Source organism: Pseudoxanthomonas sp. Root630, from assembly GCF_001427585.1.
Taxonomy (GTDB): domain Bacteria; phylum Pseudomonadota; class Gammaproteobacteria; order Xanthomonadales; family Xanthomonadaceae; genus Pseudoxanthomonas_A.
Genome location: NZ_LMGY01000001.1, coordinates 95,853 through 110,978, shown reverse-complemented (window position 1 = coordinate 110,978; position 15,126 = coordinate 95,853). Strand labels below are relative to the sequence as shown.

Sequence of the window (15,126 nt, the reverse complement as noted above, 5' to 3'; positions counted from 1 at the left end):
TCTGCGAGGGATTCGCAGCATGCGCGGTGCTCATGCGATCCTCTCGAAGGTGGGTTCGACACGCGAACGCAGACGACTGGTGCCACGCAGCGTCTCGGACAGCGACGGCGCCGGCTTTGGCGTTGCCGGTGCGGCATCGGCGGGGGAACGCGCTTCGCCATTCGGCGTGGTCTGCAGCGCTTCGCCGCGCAAGGCGACCTGGCGCTGGGTGCGCTCGAGTTCGTACGACACGCGCAGCAGCAGGCCCATCGCCACGCAGGTCATCAGGATGCTGGAACCGCCGGAGGAGATCAGCGGCAGCGTCAGGCCCTTGGTCGGCAGCAGGCCCAGATTCACGCCCATCGACACGAAGCTCTGCATGCCGATCCACAGCGCGACGCCGAAGGCGACATAGCCGGCGAAGTGCCTGCGCATCTCCACACAGCGCAGGCCGATCACGAAGGCGCGACCGACCAGCAGCGCGTACAGCGCGATGACCAGGCAGACGCCGACGAAGCCGAGTTCTTCGCCGATCACGGAGAAGATGAAGTCGGTATGCACTTCCGGCAGGTAGTTGAGCTTGAGTACGGAACCGCCCAGCCCGATGCCCGCCCATTCGCCGCGACCGATCGCCATCAGCGCGTTGGTGAGCTGGTAGCCGCTGCCGAACGGATCCGCCCACGGATCGGAGAACGAGGTCAGACGGCGCATGCGGTACGGTTCGGCGATCGCGATGACCGCGAGGATCGGCAGGCCCACCAGCACCGGGCCGAACATGCGCGGCATGTTCACGCCCCCCAGCACCAGCATGCCGGCGGTGATCGCCAGCAGCAGCGAGGACGAACCGAAGTCCGGCTGCATCAGCAGCAGGGCGACCAGCAACACCACCACGCCCAGCGGCTTGAGCATCGCGGCCCACGTGGCGTTGACCTCATCCCGGAAGCGCACCAGGTAGCTGGCCAGCCAGACGATGAAGAACACCTTCACCACTTCCACGACCTGGAAATTTGACACGCCCAGGTTGATCCAGCGGTGCGCACCCTTGACGCTCACGCCCAGGCCCGGCACGAACACCATCAGCAGCAGCACTACGCAGCCCAGCAGCAGCAGGTGATTGCGCGCCTCGATGCTCTTCAGTTCGGTGCGCGTCACCCACCATGCCAGGCCCGCGCCCGCCGCCAGGAACATGCCGTGGCGGACCAGGTAGTAGAACGGGTTGCCGTGCTGGTAGATGGACGCCGATGCGACCATCACCACGCCCAGCGACGCCAGCGCCAGCATGGCGCCGAGCAACCAGGGGTCGAAGCGGCCCCCGATGGCTTCCAGTCGCGTGGCTTGGCGCGGCGTGTCGTTCATCAGCGCACCTTCAACGTGGCCAGGCCGATGAGGACGAGCACGACGGAGATGATCCAGAAGCGCACGATCACGCGCGGCTCGGGCCAGCCCTTCAGCTCGAAGTGGTGGTGGATCGGCGCCATCCGGAACACGCGCTTGCCGGTCAGCTTGAACGACGCCACCTGGATCATCACCGACAGCGTCTCGATGACGAAGATGCCGCCCATGATCACCAGCACCAGTTCCTGGCGCACGATCACGGCGATGGTGCCCAGCACCGCACCCAGCGCCAACGCGCCGATGTCGCCCATGAACACCATCGCCGGATAGGTGTTGAACCAGAGGAAGCCCAGGCCCGCGCCCGCGATGGCGGCACAGATGATGGTCAGCTCGCCGGCGCCCGGCACCTGCGGGATCTGCAGGTAGTTCGAGAACACCGCGTTGCCCGAGGCATAGGCGAACACGCCCAGTGCGCATGCCACCAGTACCGTCGGCATGATCGCCAGGCCATCGAGGCCATCCGTCAGGTTGACCGCGTTGGAGAAACCGACGATCCAGAAGTACGCGATGGCGACGAATCCGATGCCGGCCAGCGGCATGGCGATGGACTTGAAGAACGGCACATAGAAGGTCGTCGCCGCCGGCACGTCGGCGTACAGGTACAGGTACAGGCCGGCGGCCAAGCCGAAGATCGACTGCAGCAGGTACTTCCAGCGCGACTTCAGGCCGTTCGGATCGCGGCGGACGATCTTGATCCAGTCGTCGTACCAGCCGATCACGCCGAAGCAGACCATGACCAGCAGCACCACCCACACGTACTTGTTGCGCAGGTCGCCCCACAGCAGCACCGAAGCCGCCACGGTGATCAGGATCAGCGCGCCGCCCATCGTTGGCGTACCCGCCTTGGAGAAGTGCGACTGCGGGCCGTCCTTGCGGATCGGCTGGCCGCCCTTCAGCTGGCCGAGCCTGCGGATCACCGCCGGGCCCAGCCACAGCGACAGCGCCAGCGACGTCAGCGCGGCCAGGATGCCGCGGAACGTCAGGTAGCCGAACAGGCCGAAGAAGTTCTCCAGGCTCTGCAGCCAGCGAGCCAGTTCAAGCAACATGCGGTTTGTCCTCCCCGGTGGACAGCAAGGTGGCGACGATCCGGTCCATCGCGCTGCCGCGCGACCCCTTGACCAGACAGCGCACACCGGCCCGCAGCTCGGCGCGCAGGGCGTCGGCCAGCGAGGCGTGATCGTCGAATGGATGCGCGCCCTCGCCGAACGCGGCGGCGGCGGCGGCGCTGAGCGGACCCAGCGTGTACAGGCGGCGGATACCGGCGCTCTTCGCGCGACGACCGGCCTCGGCGTGCAGCGCTTCGGCGTCGGCGCCCAGTTCGCGCATGTCGCCCAGTACCAGCCAGCCCTCCCCGTTCGCCTGCGCGCTGGCCGCCGCGAGCGTGTCGATGGCGGCCATCAGCGAGCCCGGATTCGCGTTGTAGCTGTCATCGATCACCACGGCACCGTTGGCGAGCGTGCGGGCGACCTGGCGGCCAGCGACCGGCTGCGCGGCGGACAGACCTTCGGCGATCGTCGCCAGCGATACGCCGCAGGCCATCGCGACAGCCGCGGCGGCGAGGGCATTCAGCACGTTGTGGCGGCCCGGCAAGTGCAGACTGACCGGCACTTCGCCATGCGGCGCCACCAACACGAACTCCGTGCCCTCGGCACCCGGGCGCAGCGCGCGCGCGGTGATGTCGGAGGTCGCTTCCAGGCCGAACCGCAGGATCCGGCGATCCGGCACGCGGCTGGCGAAATACTCGGCGAAGGCATCGTCGGCGTTGATCACCGCGGTGCCGTCGGCCGGCAGTGCTTCGTAGATGGCGCCCTTGGTCTCGGCCACGCCCATCAACGAGCCCATGCGTTCCAGGTGGGCGGCGGCGATGTTGTTCACCAGCGCCACTTCCGGCGTCAAGATGTCCGTCAGGTAGGCGATGTCGCCCGGCTTGCCGGCACCCATCTCGTACACCGAGAAATCGGCATCGTCGGGCGCGTCGATGACCGCCATCGGCAGGCCGATCTCGTTGTTGCGGTTGCCGGGATTGAAGTAGGTGACGCCCGCGCGCTGCAGGATAGCCACCACCAGCGTCTTGACCGTCGTCTTGCCGTTGCTGCCGGTGATGGCGACGACCTTCTCCACGCGGTCGCGCTGCAGCCCGGCCGCGATGCGCGCCAGCGCCAACAACGTGTCGGGCACGACGACCTGCGGCACGTCGACCTTCACTTCATGGTCCACGAGCACGGCGGCCGCACCACGCATGGAGGCGTCGTAAGCGAAATCGTGGCCGTCGAACCGCTCGCCGCGCAGCGCCACGTACAGGCTGCCGGGCACCAGCGTGCGGGTGTCGTTCGTCAGCGAGCCGATCACCAGATCGTCGCCGAGCAGTTCGCCGCCCGCCCAGTGCGCCAGCAATGACAAGGGAAGGCGCTTCATGCGCGTTCCTCCAGGGCCTTGCGCGCCACGTTGGTGTCGTCGAACGGATGCTTCACGCCCTGGATGTCCTGGTAGGGCTCGTGGCCCTTGCCAGCGACCAGCACGATGTCGTCTGCACCCGCCATCGCGATGGCGTGGGCGATCGCCAGGCCGCGGTCGCGCTGCACGGTGGCCGCGCCCGGGCGAGTGAAGCCGGCGAGGATGTCCGCCACGATGCGGTCGCCATCCTCGGTGCGCGGATTGTCGTCGGTGACGATCACCACATCCGCCAGGCGCTCGGCGATCTCCGCCATCTGCGGGCGCTTGCCGGCATCGCGGTCGCCGCCGCAACCGAATACGCAGACCAGGCGGCCCTGGACGTGGTCGCGCAGGCTGGCCAGCGCCTGTTCGAGCGCGTCCGGCGTGTGCGCGTAATCGATCACCACCAACGGGCGGCGGCTACCGGATGCATCGGCGTCGCCACCCAGGCGGTTCATGCGGCCATGGATCGGCAGCAGGCGCGACAGCGTGCGCGCGATCTCGGACGGCGTGTCACCGAGCGCATGCAGCGCCCCGGCGACCGCCAGCAGGTTGTCGACGTTGAAACGGCCCAGCAGGCGCGACTGCACCGGCTGCTGCTCGTCGCCGATCACCAGGTCGAACGCGATGCCGTTGCCGTCCAGGCGCAGCGCATCGGCGCGCACGACGGCCTCGCCCTGGCCGCGCGAACTCACGCCCACGCGCTGCAGGCCGTGCGGCAGGCGGGTGAAAAGTTCGCGCCCATAGGCATCGTCGAGATTGACGACGCCCGCCTTCAAGCCATTGCGCGTGAACAGCAGCGACTTGGCGGCGCCGTAGCGCTCCATGTCGCCGTGATAGTCCAGGTGGTCGCGCGTGAGGTTGGTGAACACGCCCACGTCGAAGTGGACCGCGTCCACGCGGCCCTGGTCGAGCGCGTGCGAGCTGACCTCCATCGCGACCGCCTTCGCCCCGGCGTCGCGGAACTGCGCCAGCAACGCATGCATCTGCAGGACCAGCGGCGTGGTGAAGCCGGTGGGCACCACCTCGCCGTACATGCCGGCGCCGAGCGTGCCGACCGTCGCGCAGCGGACGCCCCGCAGGTGCCATGCCTGCGCCAGCAGCTGGACCGTCGAGGTCTTGCCGTTGGTGCCGGTGACGCCGACCATCTTCATGTCGTGCGACGGCGCCGCGTGGAACCGGTCCGCCATCGCGCCCATGCGGGCACGCAGACCCGGCACCGGGATCGCATCGCGGGGCGCTTCCAGGCCATCCGGCACCGGCGGCTCGAACAGCACCGCACTGGCGCCGTTCTCTTTCGCCTGCACGGCGAAGTTCAGGCCGTGCGCACCGAAGCCCGCGATCGCCACGAAGGCATCGCCCGGCTGCACGGCGCGACTGTCCAGGGTGAGCCCGCGCACGACGATGTCGCGCGGCACGTCCACGTCGGGCAGCAGCTCGGCGAGGGCCATCATGCGCCTCATCGCGCGGCCCCCGTCGTCGGCAGCGATGCATGCGGCGCATCGAAGGCGGAGGTGTCCGTCGTGTCGATGGCATCGTCCACGATGGCCGCCGGCACGGATGCCGGTGCGCCGCCATTCGGCTTCTGCGTGTTCTTGGCCTGCGCGGCGAGCCAGGTTTCGATATCGTCCGGCGGCACGTCCATCAGCCGCAGCGCACCATCCATCACGTCATGGAACACCGGCGCGGCGACCAGGCCACCGTAGTAGCCGCCTTCCTGCGAATCGTTGATCACCACCACGGCGGCGAAACGCGGATTGCTGGCCGGCACCAGGCCGGCGAAGAACGAAGCGTAGCGACCCTTCGCGTAGCCGCCGCCAGCCGCGATGCGGGCGGTGCCGGTCTTGCCCGCCACGCGGTAGCCCAACACGCCGGCGCGCTTGGCGCCGCCCTGCGTCACCACGGTCTCCATCATGCCGACGACTTCGCGTGCGATCGCCGGATCCAGCACCTGCGGCGCCTCGGCACGCTGGCCCTTCACGAAGGTCGGCGTCACCAGCCTGCCGCCATTGCCCAGCGCCGAGTAGGCGCGCGCGATCTGCAGCGGCGTCACTGCCAGGCCGTAGCCGTACGACATCGTCGCCTTCTGCAGGCCGTTCCAGCGGTCCGGCGGCGCGAGCACGCCGGCCGATTCGCCCGGAAAGCCGCTGCCCGGCTTCTGCCCGTAGCCGAAGCTGTGGATGCTTTCGTAGAAGTAGGTGTTCTGCAGCTTCTCTGCGATCTTGATGGAGCCGATGTTCGAGCTCTTGGTGATCACGCCCGTCACGGTCAGCACGCCGTTGTTACGGGGCACGTCGCGGATGGTGTAGCGGCTGTTCAACGCCATGTAGCCGGGGTTGGTGTTGATCAGCGTGGAAGGCGTGACCACGCCGGCCTTCAACGCCGTCGAGACGGTCAGCGGCTTCATCGTCGAGCCTGGCTCGATCATGTCGGTCAGCGCGCGATTGCGGCGCGCATCCGGCTTCACCCGCTCGATCGCGTTCGGGTTGTAGGTCGGCAGGTTGACCATCGCGAGCACTTCGCCGGTGGTCACGTCCATGATCACGATCGAGCCGCTGCTCGCCTGGTGCTCGAGCAGCGCGTTGCGCAACTCGCGGTGCGCGAGATACTGGATGCGGCGATCGATGCTGAGCGTCAGGTCCTTGCCCGGCTGCGCGGAGCGGATCAGGTCTACGTTCTCGACGATGCGGCCGCGGTTGTCGCGGATCACCTTCTGCGCACCCGGCGTACCGCTGAGCCATTCGTCGAAGGCCAGTTCCAGGCCTTCCTGGCCGCGGTCGTCGATGTTGGTGAAGCCCAGCACGTGGGCCATCGCCGGCCCCTGCGGATAGAAGCGACGGAACTCGCGCTGCGAGAACACGCCGGGAATCTTGTGCGCCAGGATCTTCTGTGCCTCGTCCGGGTTGATCCGGCGCTTGAGGTACAGGAACTCCTTGTCGGCCTTCTGCGAGAGGCGGTTGGTCAGGTGGTCGAGCGGCACGCCCAGCGCCTGCGCCAGTTCGGGCAGGCGGTCGGGCGCCTTCAGCAACTCCTGCGGGTTGCCCCACACCGATTCCACCGGCGAGGACACCGCCACCGGCTCGCCGTTGCGATCGGTGATCATGCCGCGCGAGGTCGGGATCGGGATCTCGCGCAGGAAGCGTGCATCGCCCTGCCGCTGGTAGAAATCGTGGTTGATCAGCTGCACGTAGGCCGCGCGCCCGACCAGGCTGATCGAACACAGGCCCATCGCGCCCAGCACCAGCGCCAGGCGGCCGCGCAGGTTGAAGCGGGCGCGGTTACGGTTCTTGGCGGGCGCGGCGTTCATGGGCGCACCACCACGATGTCGGCCGCTTCCGGCGACTTCATGCCCAGGCGCACGCGGGCGATCTGGTCGATGCGGGTCGCTTCGGCGACGGTGGCCTGCTCCAACTGCAGGCGACCGAACTCGACGTTCAGTTCGTCGCGTGCGCGCTCCAGGCGCGTCACCTCGTCGAACAGCACGCGGTGGCGGTGGCGCGCATAGACCACGCCGATCGCAGAAGCGATGCTGGCCAGCACCAGGACCGCGAGGAGGAAGCGCGTCATGCCGCCACCTCCAGCTTCTCGGCCACGCGCAGCACCGCGCTGCGGGCGCGCGGATTCGATGACACCTCGTCGGCTTCGCCCTTCCGGGCACCGCCGATGGCGCGCAGCGTGGGAACGAAGTCCGTCGCGACCGGCAACCGGCGATTGGCCGGCGGCGCCTTCGCATGCTTGTTGATGAACTGCTTGACGATGCGGTCTTCCAGCGAGTGGAAGCTGATCACGGCCAGCCGGCCGCCGACCCTGAGCCGCGCCAGCGCGGCGTCCAGGCCGGCTTCCAGATCCGCGAGTTCGCGGTTGATGTGGATCCGGATGCCCTGGAAGCTGCGCGTGGCGGGATGGATCTTTTCGCCGCGCGGCATCACCGACGCGATCACCGCGGCGAGATCGGCGGTGCGGGTGAACGGCTGCTCGGCGCGGCGCGCGACGATGGCGCGCGCGATGCGGCGGCTCTGCTTTTCTTCGCCGTAGGTCCACAGCACGTCGGCGATCGCGCGCTCGTCGGCCTGCGCGATCCACTCGGCCGCGCTCTGGCCGGCATCCGGATCCATGCGCATGTCCAGCGGACCGTCCTTGCCGAAGCTGAAACCGCGCTCGGCGACATCGAGTTGCGGTGAGGACACGCCCAGGTCCAGCAGCACGCCGTCCAGGCCGGCGGCCGTGGCATCCCATTCGGCGAGGGCGGCGAAGCTGGCACGGCGGATCGCAACGCGCGCGTCGCCCGCGAACGTCTGTTCGGCATGCGCGATCGCTTCGGGATCCTTGTCCATCAACAGCAGCCGGCCTCCCGGGCCGAGTTGTTGCAGCACGCCGCGCGCGTGGCCTCCGCGCCCGAAGGTGCCGTCCAGGTACGTTCCGTCCTCCTTCACCTGCAGCCCTTCCATGACCTGCGTGTACAACACCGGCAAGTGCAGCGCTGGGAGGTGACCGGCCGGCGCGGACTGCCGCTTGCCGTCACCCTTCCTCACAAGCGCAGCTCAAGCATGTGTGCGCTCAGATCGTCGTCAGTGAGGGTCTGACGGATCTGCGCGTGGTGCGCCTGCTCGCTCCAGAGTTCGAACTTCTCGCCCATGCCCAGCAGCACGGCTTTCTTCTCGATGCCCACCGCGCTGCGGTGGCTGGCGGGAATGCTGATGCGGCCGTTGCCATCCAGTTCCACCGGAGAGGCCGCGCCGATCAGCTTCAATTGCAGGCTGCGGTGGGCGCGCTGGGTGCTGGGCAGCTTGTTGACGTCGTCGCGGACGCGCTGCCAGACCTTTTCGGGATACAGGTACAGGCTGCCGGCTTCGAACGGGTTGTAGGTGATCACCAGGCGGTTGCCGCAGTCGCGCGCGACGACATCGCGGTACGCGGTGGGCACCGCGAGCCGTCCCTTGTCGTCCACTGTGATGGCGGTCTCACCTTGAAACACAACCCCTGCCCTTCGATCTGCCGCTGGACGGTCATTGAACCACGAAAAACCACGAAAACCCCGGTTTTCCCTCTGTTGCCCACCTTAGCACCGCGCACAAGGTTGTCAACAGGAAACCGAGGGGGAAATCGCTTGGCGGATCAATGGCTTGCAGCGAACTTCAGAGACTTGTTCAAACCTTATCCACAAGTCGCTGTTTCGTCTCAAATTTTGAGATTGGGCGACGATTCAGTGAGGTGACCATCGCTTCACATGACGCGCCTCCCAGCGGGCGGGCGCGGAGTGGAAGTGCGCGGACCGGGGGTCCAGAATCCGGGGATGTGCCTGGTCGCGCTCGCCTGGAACGTCCATCCCCGCTGGCGGCTCGTGCTGGCCGGCAATCGGGACGAGTTCCATGCCCGCCCGACCGCAGGACTGGCGGTCTGGACAGACCCGTCCGGCCTCCTCGCCGGACGCGACCTACAGTCCGGGGGTACCTGGGCCGGCACCGACCGGCAGGGGCGCGTGGCAGTGGTGACCAACGTGCGGGACCCGGCCATCGTCGTGCCCGGCGCGCCTTCGCGGGGCCAGCTCGCAACGGGATTCCTGGCTTCGCCGGATGGCGCGGACCATCGCAGCGCGGGGCTGCTGGTGGCGGCGGAGTCCTTCGCCCCCTTCAACCTGGTGCTGGCCGACGACACGACCTGCGAGTACCTCAGCAACTACCCCATTCCACGGCGCATCCCGCTGGCGCCCGGCGTGCACGGGCTCTCCAATGGCGACCTCGATGAGCCGTGGCCGAAGACGGTGGCGTTGAAGGCGCGACTGGCGGCCTGGATCGCGGCCGGCGACGAGAATGCCGATCCGCTGTGGAAGGCGTTGGCGGACGAAACATCCGCACCCGACGAACGCCTTCCCGACACCGGCGTGGGCCTTGAACTCGAACGCATGCTGTCGCCTGCCTTCATCCGCGACGCCCGCTACGGCACCCGCGCGAGCACGCTCATCGCGATCGACCACGCGGGCCATGGCTGGATCAGCGAGCGGCGCTTCGGGCCTGACGGCGTGTTCGAGGGCGAGACGACGTTGCGGGTCGGCGTCGCGGCGTAGCGCTATCGCGACTTACGTCGCTCCCACAAGCGCAATCGGAACCGCTCTTCAAAGCCCCCTGAGTCAGGGGGCGGCGAGCGCACCGCGCGAGCGGGGGTGTGGCAACGAAGGCCTGGGGCCCAAAGTTCGCCATGCGAACTTTGGGCGCTTCAACGCGCTTCGCGCGTTGAAGCTGGCGGCGGAGCCGGCCGGTAAGCCGGGTTCTGTCGTGGACAGTCATTCCTCTAGGCGCAACGTCACCGTTACGCTCAAGCAACCTACCCGGAGACACTGCGGGCCGCAGCATAGCCTCCCTATTTGGTCTTGCTCCCGGTGGGGTTTGCCGTGCCGGTCCGTTGCCGGACTCGCGGTGCGCTCTTACCGCACCATTTCACCCTTGCCGTCCTGCCGAAGCAGTCTTAGGCGGTATCTTTCTGTTGCACTTTCCGTCGGCTCGCGCCGCCCAGGCGTTACCTGGCACCGTGCCCTGTGGAGCCCGGACTTTCCTCGGCATTGTTTCCAATGACGCGACTGTCTGGCCGGCTCCGCCGACGTGCATTCTACGGCTTCGCCGTCGAATACCCCAATGTCCGCTGCGCAGACATCGCGCCCCGCTGCGCACGTCCACACCCCCATTCGCACCAAAGGCGCGAATCGCCCCCCGACTCAGGGGGCTGGCCCCGCGCCCTATAGCGCTTTGCGCGGCGCGCCGGTGATTCCCGCCATCAGCGCCGCCGCACCGTCCAGGACGTCCATCGGAAGCGGCCCGGACGCCAGGATGAAGTCGTTGTAGGCGCGCGAGTCGAATCGCGCCCCCAAGCGCTGCCGGGCCTTCTCGCGCGAAGCGAGTATCTGCTGCTTGCCGACCATGAAACTGCAGGCCTGCCCCGGGTAGACGCAATAGCGGTCGATCTCACGCTCGGCGGCGTCGCGATGTTCGCCGGCGTTGGCCACCATCCAGTCGATGGCCTGCTGGCGGGTCCAACGCGCGTGGTGGATGCCGGTGTCGACGACCACGCGGCAGGCGCGGAACAGTTGGCCTTGCAGGTAACCGATGCGCCCGGCCGGATCGCCGTCATAGGCACCGAGCTCATCCGCCAGTTGTTCGGCATACAGGGCCCAGCCCTCGGTCCAGGCCGAGAAGCGCACCGACCGCCGGAACAGTGATAGCCCGCCCGCATCGCGCAGGACGCTGTCCTGGAAATGGTGCCCGGGTATCCCCTCATGGTGCAGCAGGGTCGGGATGCGCCACAGCGCGTTCTCCGCGACTGAGCGCAGGTTGAGGTAGATGGTCGAAGGCTGGGCGGGATCGCTGCTGGCGCTGTAGAACGCGCCCGGCGCGCCGTCCTGGATCGCGGGCGAGATGCGCCGCACCTCGACCGGTCGATCCGGAATCACGTGGAAACCACGCGGCAGCAGGCCCTTGATCCGATCCAGGTGTGCGCTGGCGTAGTCGATGATCGCCTGGCGTCCCGCTTCCGTATCCGGCTTGAGGAAGCGCGGGTCGCGATCCAGGGCGGCCATGCGCTCACCCACCGATCCGCGGGCCAGGCCCTGCGCACGCAGCAGCTGATCGATCTCGGCAGACAGTTCCTTTACCCAGGCCTGGCCGAGTTGATGCAGTTCCCCCGGCGCATAACTGGCGGTGGTGTTCGAATGCAGGGCCGAGGCGTAGTAGGCCTCGCCGTCGGGCTTGGCCCAGATGCCCGCCCGATCGTCGGCGCGGGGCAGCAAGGCCGCGAGCGCTTCGCTCTGGCGTTGCAGGGCAGGAACGATACGCCCGACGAAGATCGCCGAGGCGCGACTGTCCAGATCGGCAATCCCGGCATCGCGGGCACGCGCGAGCGCCGACGTCGTCAGTGCATTGCCGGTCGGCGCGGCATCGCGCAAGGTCGCGAGCTGCTTCAGGGTCTTGGCCAGAATGAAATCCGGCGGGATGACACCCAGGCCTGCGTCGTGGTGGATCTGTTCGGTCTCCTGGTCCAGGGCCACGGCGAACTGGCCCAGCCTGTCCAGATAGCGGTCGGCATCCGCCGCGTCCTTCATGGGCGAGCGTCCGCCGATATCCTCCGGCAGCCAGAAGTAGGCACCGTTCATCTGGCTGACGACATAGGGGCTGGGCCGCAGGTTGATGTCGGAAAAGCCGTAGCGCCCGTACTGGTCCGCCATGGCCTCGTAGACGAAGCGGGCCGTGTCGTAGTCCAGGGCCGCGGCGGCCGAAAGTGCGGCACGGTCGATCCCGCCCAGTTCGTCCAGGCGCCGCACCGTCGCCTGCCGGTGACGCGCGCGTGCGGCCAGCGAATAGTCGGCCAGACGGTCCGGCCCACCCTCCTCTGCTTTCAGGGCCTGGGCATGGCGTTGCAGCAGGTCCGCCAGGCGGACGTCCTCGGCGGACGCATCCCCCATCGTGTCGGAGGCAGGAATCGAACCCGCCATGCGCGCGGCCAGGGGCCACGTCATGCCAAGCGCCACGGCGCCGACCAGCAGTTCACGACGACGCATCAGGTGCACCTCCAAAGCAAAGCGTCCCGAGCCTCGAATGCCGAGAGGCCGGAACGCAGAATGAGATCACGCAATCTCTCCGAACAGGACGCGCACCCAAGGCCTACCGTGCCGCCTCGCTCGACATCAACCAGCGGTCGATCTTGGCTTCCAGCACATCCAGCGGCAGCGCGCCGGTGTCCAGTACCTGGTCGTGGAAACGCCGGATGTCGAAATCCGGGCCCAAGCGCTCGGTCGCGCGGCGCCGCAGCTCCTGGAACTTCAGCTCACCCACCTTGTAGGCGCAGGCCTGGCCCGGATTGGTGATGTAGCGGTCGATCTCGACCGCCACGTCGCGCGGGGCCATGGAGGTATTGGCCAGCATGTAGTCGATCGCGCGCTGGCGGTCCCAGTGCAGGGCGTGGAGACCGGTATCGACCACCAGGCGCACGGCGCGCAGCATTTCCATGTCCAGGTGGCCGAACCACTGGTAGGGGTCGGTGAACATGCCCAGTTCCTGGCCCAGGGATTCGGCATACAGGCCCCAGCCCTCGGTGTAGGCGGTGGCCGGCACCTGGCCGAAACGCAACAGCTCCGGCAGGCTCTCGTCCTCCTGGACCAGTGAAATCTGGTAGTGGTGGCCCGGCACGCCTTCGTGCAGCTGCAAGGTCTCCAGGGTCGGGATGGGACGCGTGTTCAACATGGCCATGTTGAAGTACAGGACACCGGGCTCCGACGCGTCCGGCGGACCGGCGCGGTAGTAGCCCGTGCCCCGCTGGTCTCCCAGCGCCGGCAGCGGACGCAGCTCGAATTCGGCACGCGGACGACGCGAGAACAGTTCGGGCATCCGCTCCCAGACCTTGTGCTCGATGCGTTCGAAGTGGTCGATGAGGTCTTCCGGTTTGGAATAGTAGAACTCGGGCCCGGTGCGGACGTGTTCGAAGAAGGCCGGCAGGTCGCCGTCGAAGCCGGTCGCCTGGCGCGCCTGTTCCATCGCGGCGCGGATCCTGGCCACTTCGGCCACGCCGAGCTGGTGGATCTGCTGCGCGCTCATCGTGGTGGTGGTGTGTTGGGCCAGCAGGGAGGCATACACCCGCTCGCCGTCCTTCATCGCCCACAGGCCGACACCATCGGTGGCGACCGGCAGATAGCGTTCGCGCAGGAACGTGCGCCATCGCTCGTAGGCTGGCGTGGCGCGGTCCTCGATGGTCCGGCGATAGGCGGCCTGCAGGCGACTGCGGTCTGCCGCTCCAATGGCGTCAGGGAAACGCGTGACCGGCGAGTAGAAGGGATTCTCCTCGACCGGCAGCTTTAGGAAGGCCTCGACCTGCCCCAGGACGTTGTTCACCACCACCTTCGGCGGGTGATAGCCCTGGGCCATACCCTGCTCCATCCGATCCACCGTGCGGTCCATGAAGTCGGCGAAGCCCTCGAGCTGGGCCAGCCCCCGTTCGTAGTCTTCGACCGTCTTGAACCGGGCGCCCGACAGGTAGTCGGGGAACTCGACGTGCAAACCGAAGGAGGCGTTCAACGGCACCAGGTTGCGGATCGCATGGATGCCGCTGTCGATTTCGCCAAGCGCCTGCTCGGCCTGGTAGCGGAACGCGTCGTAGGCAATCTGCTCCTTCTCACCGAGGGAGGCACGGTCTATGCCGGCCAGGCCCGACAGTTCGGCACGCTTGTTCGTCGCCAGCTGCCGGGCAAAGGCCTCGCCCTGGGGGTCGACGAAAACGGCCCCGGTCGGGGGCAGGCCGCGCTCGGCGAGACGCAGTGGATGGAGCGCGTCGTCGGCCTTCTGGCTCTCCGCCACCAGCAGGCCAAAACGCGCACGGGCGTCCGGCGGGGTCGACGCGATCGCGGCGGGCGATGCCGCCACGACGATCAGCATCGCGACTGCAGCGATGCGTAGTTCACGCATTCTCATCTTCATCCCCTTTCATTCGAGGCCAGCCAACACGGCCCACTATCGCGCGCCATACAACTCCTTTCTCGGCGCGCCGGTGATCTCGGCAGCGAGCTTGGCCGCCGCCGACGGCGGCAGGTGGGCGTTCAGCAGCGCGTAGACGCGGCGGCCCTCGGCCAGGCGCGCCTCCATGTCGTCGCTGGCGCCCTGCACCATGACGACGAACTCGCCCTTGCGCTGGTTGTCGTCGGCATCGACGCGCGCCTGCAACTCGGCCAAGGTGCCGTCGAGCACGGTTTCGAACAGCTTGGTCAGTTCGCGCGCCAACACGGCCGGTCGGTCGTCGCCGAACGCGGTGCGCATGTCCGCCAGCGACTCCGCGATGCGGTGCGAGGACTCGTAGAACACCAGCGTGCGGGCCTCGCCTGCCAGGCGCTGCAATTGCTCGCGCCGCGCGGACGCCTTGGCCGGCAGGAAACCTTCGAACGTGAAGCGATCGCTGGGCAACCCCGCCACGCTCAAGGCCGCGATCGCGGCACAGGCGCCAGGCAGCGGACTGACCTTGATGCCGGCCGCGCGCGCGGCGCGTACCAGGCGGAAGCCGGGATCGCTGACCAGTGGCGTGCCGGCATCGCTGACCAGCGCCAGCGAATCGCCCGCCTGCAGGCGTTCGACGATCCGCTGCGCCAGGGCGTCCTCGTTGTGTTCATGCAGCGCCACCAGCGGCGTGGAGACGCCGAAGTGCGCCAGCAGCTGACCGCTCCGCCGCGTGTCTTCGGCGCAGATGGCGGCGACCGAGCGCAGCACCTCCAGCGCACGTGGGGTCAGGTCGCCCAGATTGCCGATCGGGGTGGCGACGATGAACAGGGTTCCGGCGGGCATTCCAGTGAGG

General features: G+C 68.0%; 12 protein-coding genes and 1 other RNA gene. 1 reads left to right on the top strand and 12 read right to left on the bottom strand.

Annotation, left to right across the window (positions count from 1 at the left end):
* Positions 1–30 precede the first annotated feature (30 nt).
* Genes ftsW through mraZ form a run of 8 tightly spaced genes read right to left on the bottom strand, consistent with a single transcriptional unit; the run spans position 31 to position 8,782 of the window.
* Positions 31–1,335, bottom strand: a complete 1,305-nt coding sequence (gene ftsW / locus ASD72_RS00525; protein ID WP_056878023.1) for a putative lipid II flippase FtsW — start codon at positions 1,333–1,335, stop codon at positions 31–33.
* The gene (gene mraY / locus ASD72_RS00520; RefSeq protein ID WP_056878022.1) at positions 1,335–2,420 is read right to left on the bottom strand and encodes a phospho-N-acetylmuramoyl-pentapeptide-transferase; all 1,086 of its coding nucleotides are present in this window, start codon (positions 2,418–2,420) and stop codon (positions 1,335–1,337) included. Before mraY ends, ftsW begins: the two co-directional genes overlap by 1 nt.
* The gene (murF, locus tag ASD72_RS00515) at positions 2,410–3,789 is read right to left on the bottom strand and encodes a UDP-N-acetylmuramoyl-tripeptide--D-alanyl-D-alanine ligase (protein ID WP_056878021.1); all 1,380 of its coding nucleotides are present in this window, start codon (positions 3,787–3,789) and stop codon (positions 2,410–2,412) included. Before murF ends, mraY begins: the two co-directional genes overlap by 11 nt.
* Positions 3,786–5,270 (bottom strand): UDP-N-acetylmuramoyl-L-alanyl-D-glutamate--2,6-diaminopimelate ligase, encoded by a 1,485-nt coding sequence (locus tag ASD72_RS00510; protein ID WP_056878020.1) that lies wholly within the window; start codon positions 5,268–5,270, stop codon positions 3,786–3,788. Before ASD72_RS00510 ends, murF begins: the two co-directional genes overlap by 4 nt.
* The gene (locus tag ASD72_RS00505; RefSeq protein ID WP_056878019.1) at positions 5,267–7,114 is read right to left on the bottom strand and encodes a penicillin-binding transpeptidase domain-containing protein; all 1,848 of its coding nucleotides are present in this window, start codon (positions 7,112–7,114) and stop codon (positions 5,267–5,269) included. The genes ASD72_RS00510 and ASD72_RS00505 overlap by 4 nt, the downstream gene beginning before the upstream one ends.
* The gene (gene ftsL, locus ASD72_RS00500; RefSeq protein WP_056878018.1) at positions 7,111–7,374 is read right to left on the bottom strand and encodes a cell division protein FtsL; all 264 of its coding nucleotides are present in this window, start codon (positions 7,372–7,374) and stop codon (positions 7,111–7,113) included. Before ftsL ends, ASD72_RS00505 begins: the two co-directional genes overlap by 4 nt.
* The gene (gene rsmH / locus ASD72_RS00495; RefSeq protein WP_056878017.1) at positions 7,371–8,339 is read right to left on the bottom strand and encodes a 16S rRNA (cytosine(1402)-N(4))-methyltransferase RsmH; all 969 of its coding nucleotides are present in this window, start codon (positions 8,337–8,339) and stop codon (positions 7,371–7,373) included. The genes ftsL and rsmH overlap by 4 nt, the downstream gene beginning before the upstream one ends.
* Positions 8,336–8,782 (bottom strand): division/cell wall cluster transcriptional repressor MraZ, encoded by a 447-nt coding sequence (gene mraZ, locus ASD72_RS00490; RefSeq protein ID WP_056878016.1) that lies wholly within the window; start codon positions 8,780–8,782, stop codon positions 8,336–8,338. The genes rsmH and mraZ overlap by 4 nt, the downstream gene beginning before the upstream one ends.
* A gap of 318 nt (positions 8,783–9,100) precedes the next feature.
* On the opposite strand from mraZ, the gene ASD72_RS00485 reads away from it, so the two are divergent.
* A complete protein-coding gene (locus ASD72_RS00485; protein WP_056878015.1) occupies positions 9,101–9,871 on the top strand; it encodes an NRDE family protein in 771 nt (256 codons plus the stop codon).
* 176 nt (positions 9,872–10,047) lie between these two features.
* Here the strand turns inward: ASD72_RS00485 and rnpB are convergent.
* From rnpB to rsmI, 4 genes are all read right to left on the bottom strand, one after another.
* An RNA gene (rnpB, locus tag ASD72_RS02960) (RNase P RNA component class A) lies at positions 10,048–10,397 on the bottom strand.
* 140 nt (positions 10,398–10,537) lie between these two features.
* A complete protein-coding gene (locus ASD72_RS00480; protein WP_056878454.1) occupies positions 10,538–12,352 on the bottom strand; it encodes a DUF885 domain-containing protein in 1,815 nt (604 codons plus the stop codon).
* A 103-nt stretch (positions 12,353–12,455) separates the two neighbouring features.
* On the bottom strand, positions 12,456–14,249 hold the full coding sequence (locus ASD72_RS00475; protein WP_200948793.1) for a DUF885 domain-containing protein: 1,794 nt from the start codon (positions 14,247–14,249) through the stop codon (positions 12,456–12,458).
* 45 nt (positions 14,250–14,294) lie between these two features.
* On the bottom strand, positions 14,295–15,116 hold the full coding sequence (gene rsmI, locus ASD72_RS00470) for a 16S rRNA (cytidine(1402)-2'-O)-methyltransferase (RefSeq protein ID WP_056878014.1): 822 nt from the start codon (positions 15,114–15,116) through the stop codon (positions 14,295–14,297).
* Positions 15,117–15,126 lie beyond the last annotated feature (10 nt).

What these genes read in the sequence shown, in the direction of transcription:
- ASD72_RS00505 (WP_056878019.1), bottom strand. Translation starts at nt 7,114, where the DNA reads ATGAACGCCGCGCCCGCCAAGAACCGTAACCGCGCCCGCTTCAACCTG.
- ASD72_RS00510 (WP_056878020.1), bottom strand. Translation starts at nt 5,270, where the DNA reads ATGAGGCGCATGATGGCCCTCGCCGAGCTGCTGCCCGACGTGGACGTG.
- ASD72_RS00485 (WP_056878015.1), top strand. Translation starts at nt 9,101, where the DNA reads ATGTGCCTGGTCGCGCTCGCCTGGAACGTCCATCCCCGCTGGCGGCTC.
- rsmI (WP_056878014.1), bottom strand. Translation starts at nt 15,116, where the DNA reads ATGCCCGCCGGAACCCTGTTCATCGTCGCCACCCCGATCGGCAATCTG.
- ftsL (WP_056878018.1), bottom strand. Translation starts at nt 7,374, where the DNA reads ATGACGCGCTTCCTCCTCGCGGTCCTGGTGCTGGCCAGCATCGCTTCT.
- ASD72_RS00475 (WP_200948793.1), bottom strand. Translation starts at nt 14,249, where the DNA reads ATGCGTGAACTACGCATCGCTGCAGTCGCGATGCTGATCGTCGTGGCG.
- mraY (WP_056878022.1), bottom strand. Translation starts at nt 2,420, where the DNA reads ATGTTGCTTGAACTGGCTCGCTGGCTGCAGAGCCTGGAGAACTTCTTC.
- ASD72_RS00480 (WP_056878454.1), bottom strand. Translation starts at nt 12,352, where the DNA reads ATGCGTCGTCGTGAACTGCTGGTCGGCGCCGTGGCGCTTGGCATGACG.
- ftsW (WP_056878023.1), bottom strand. Translation starts at nt 1,335, where the DNA reads ATGAACGACACGCCGCGCCAAGCCACGCGACTGGAAGCCATCGGGGGC.
- murF (WP_056878021.1), bottom strand. Translation starts at nt 3,789, where the DNA reads ATGAAGCGCCTTCCCTTGTCATTGCTGGCGCACTGGGCGGGCGGCGAA.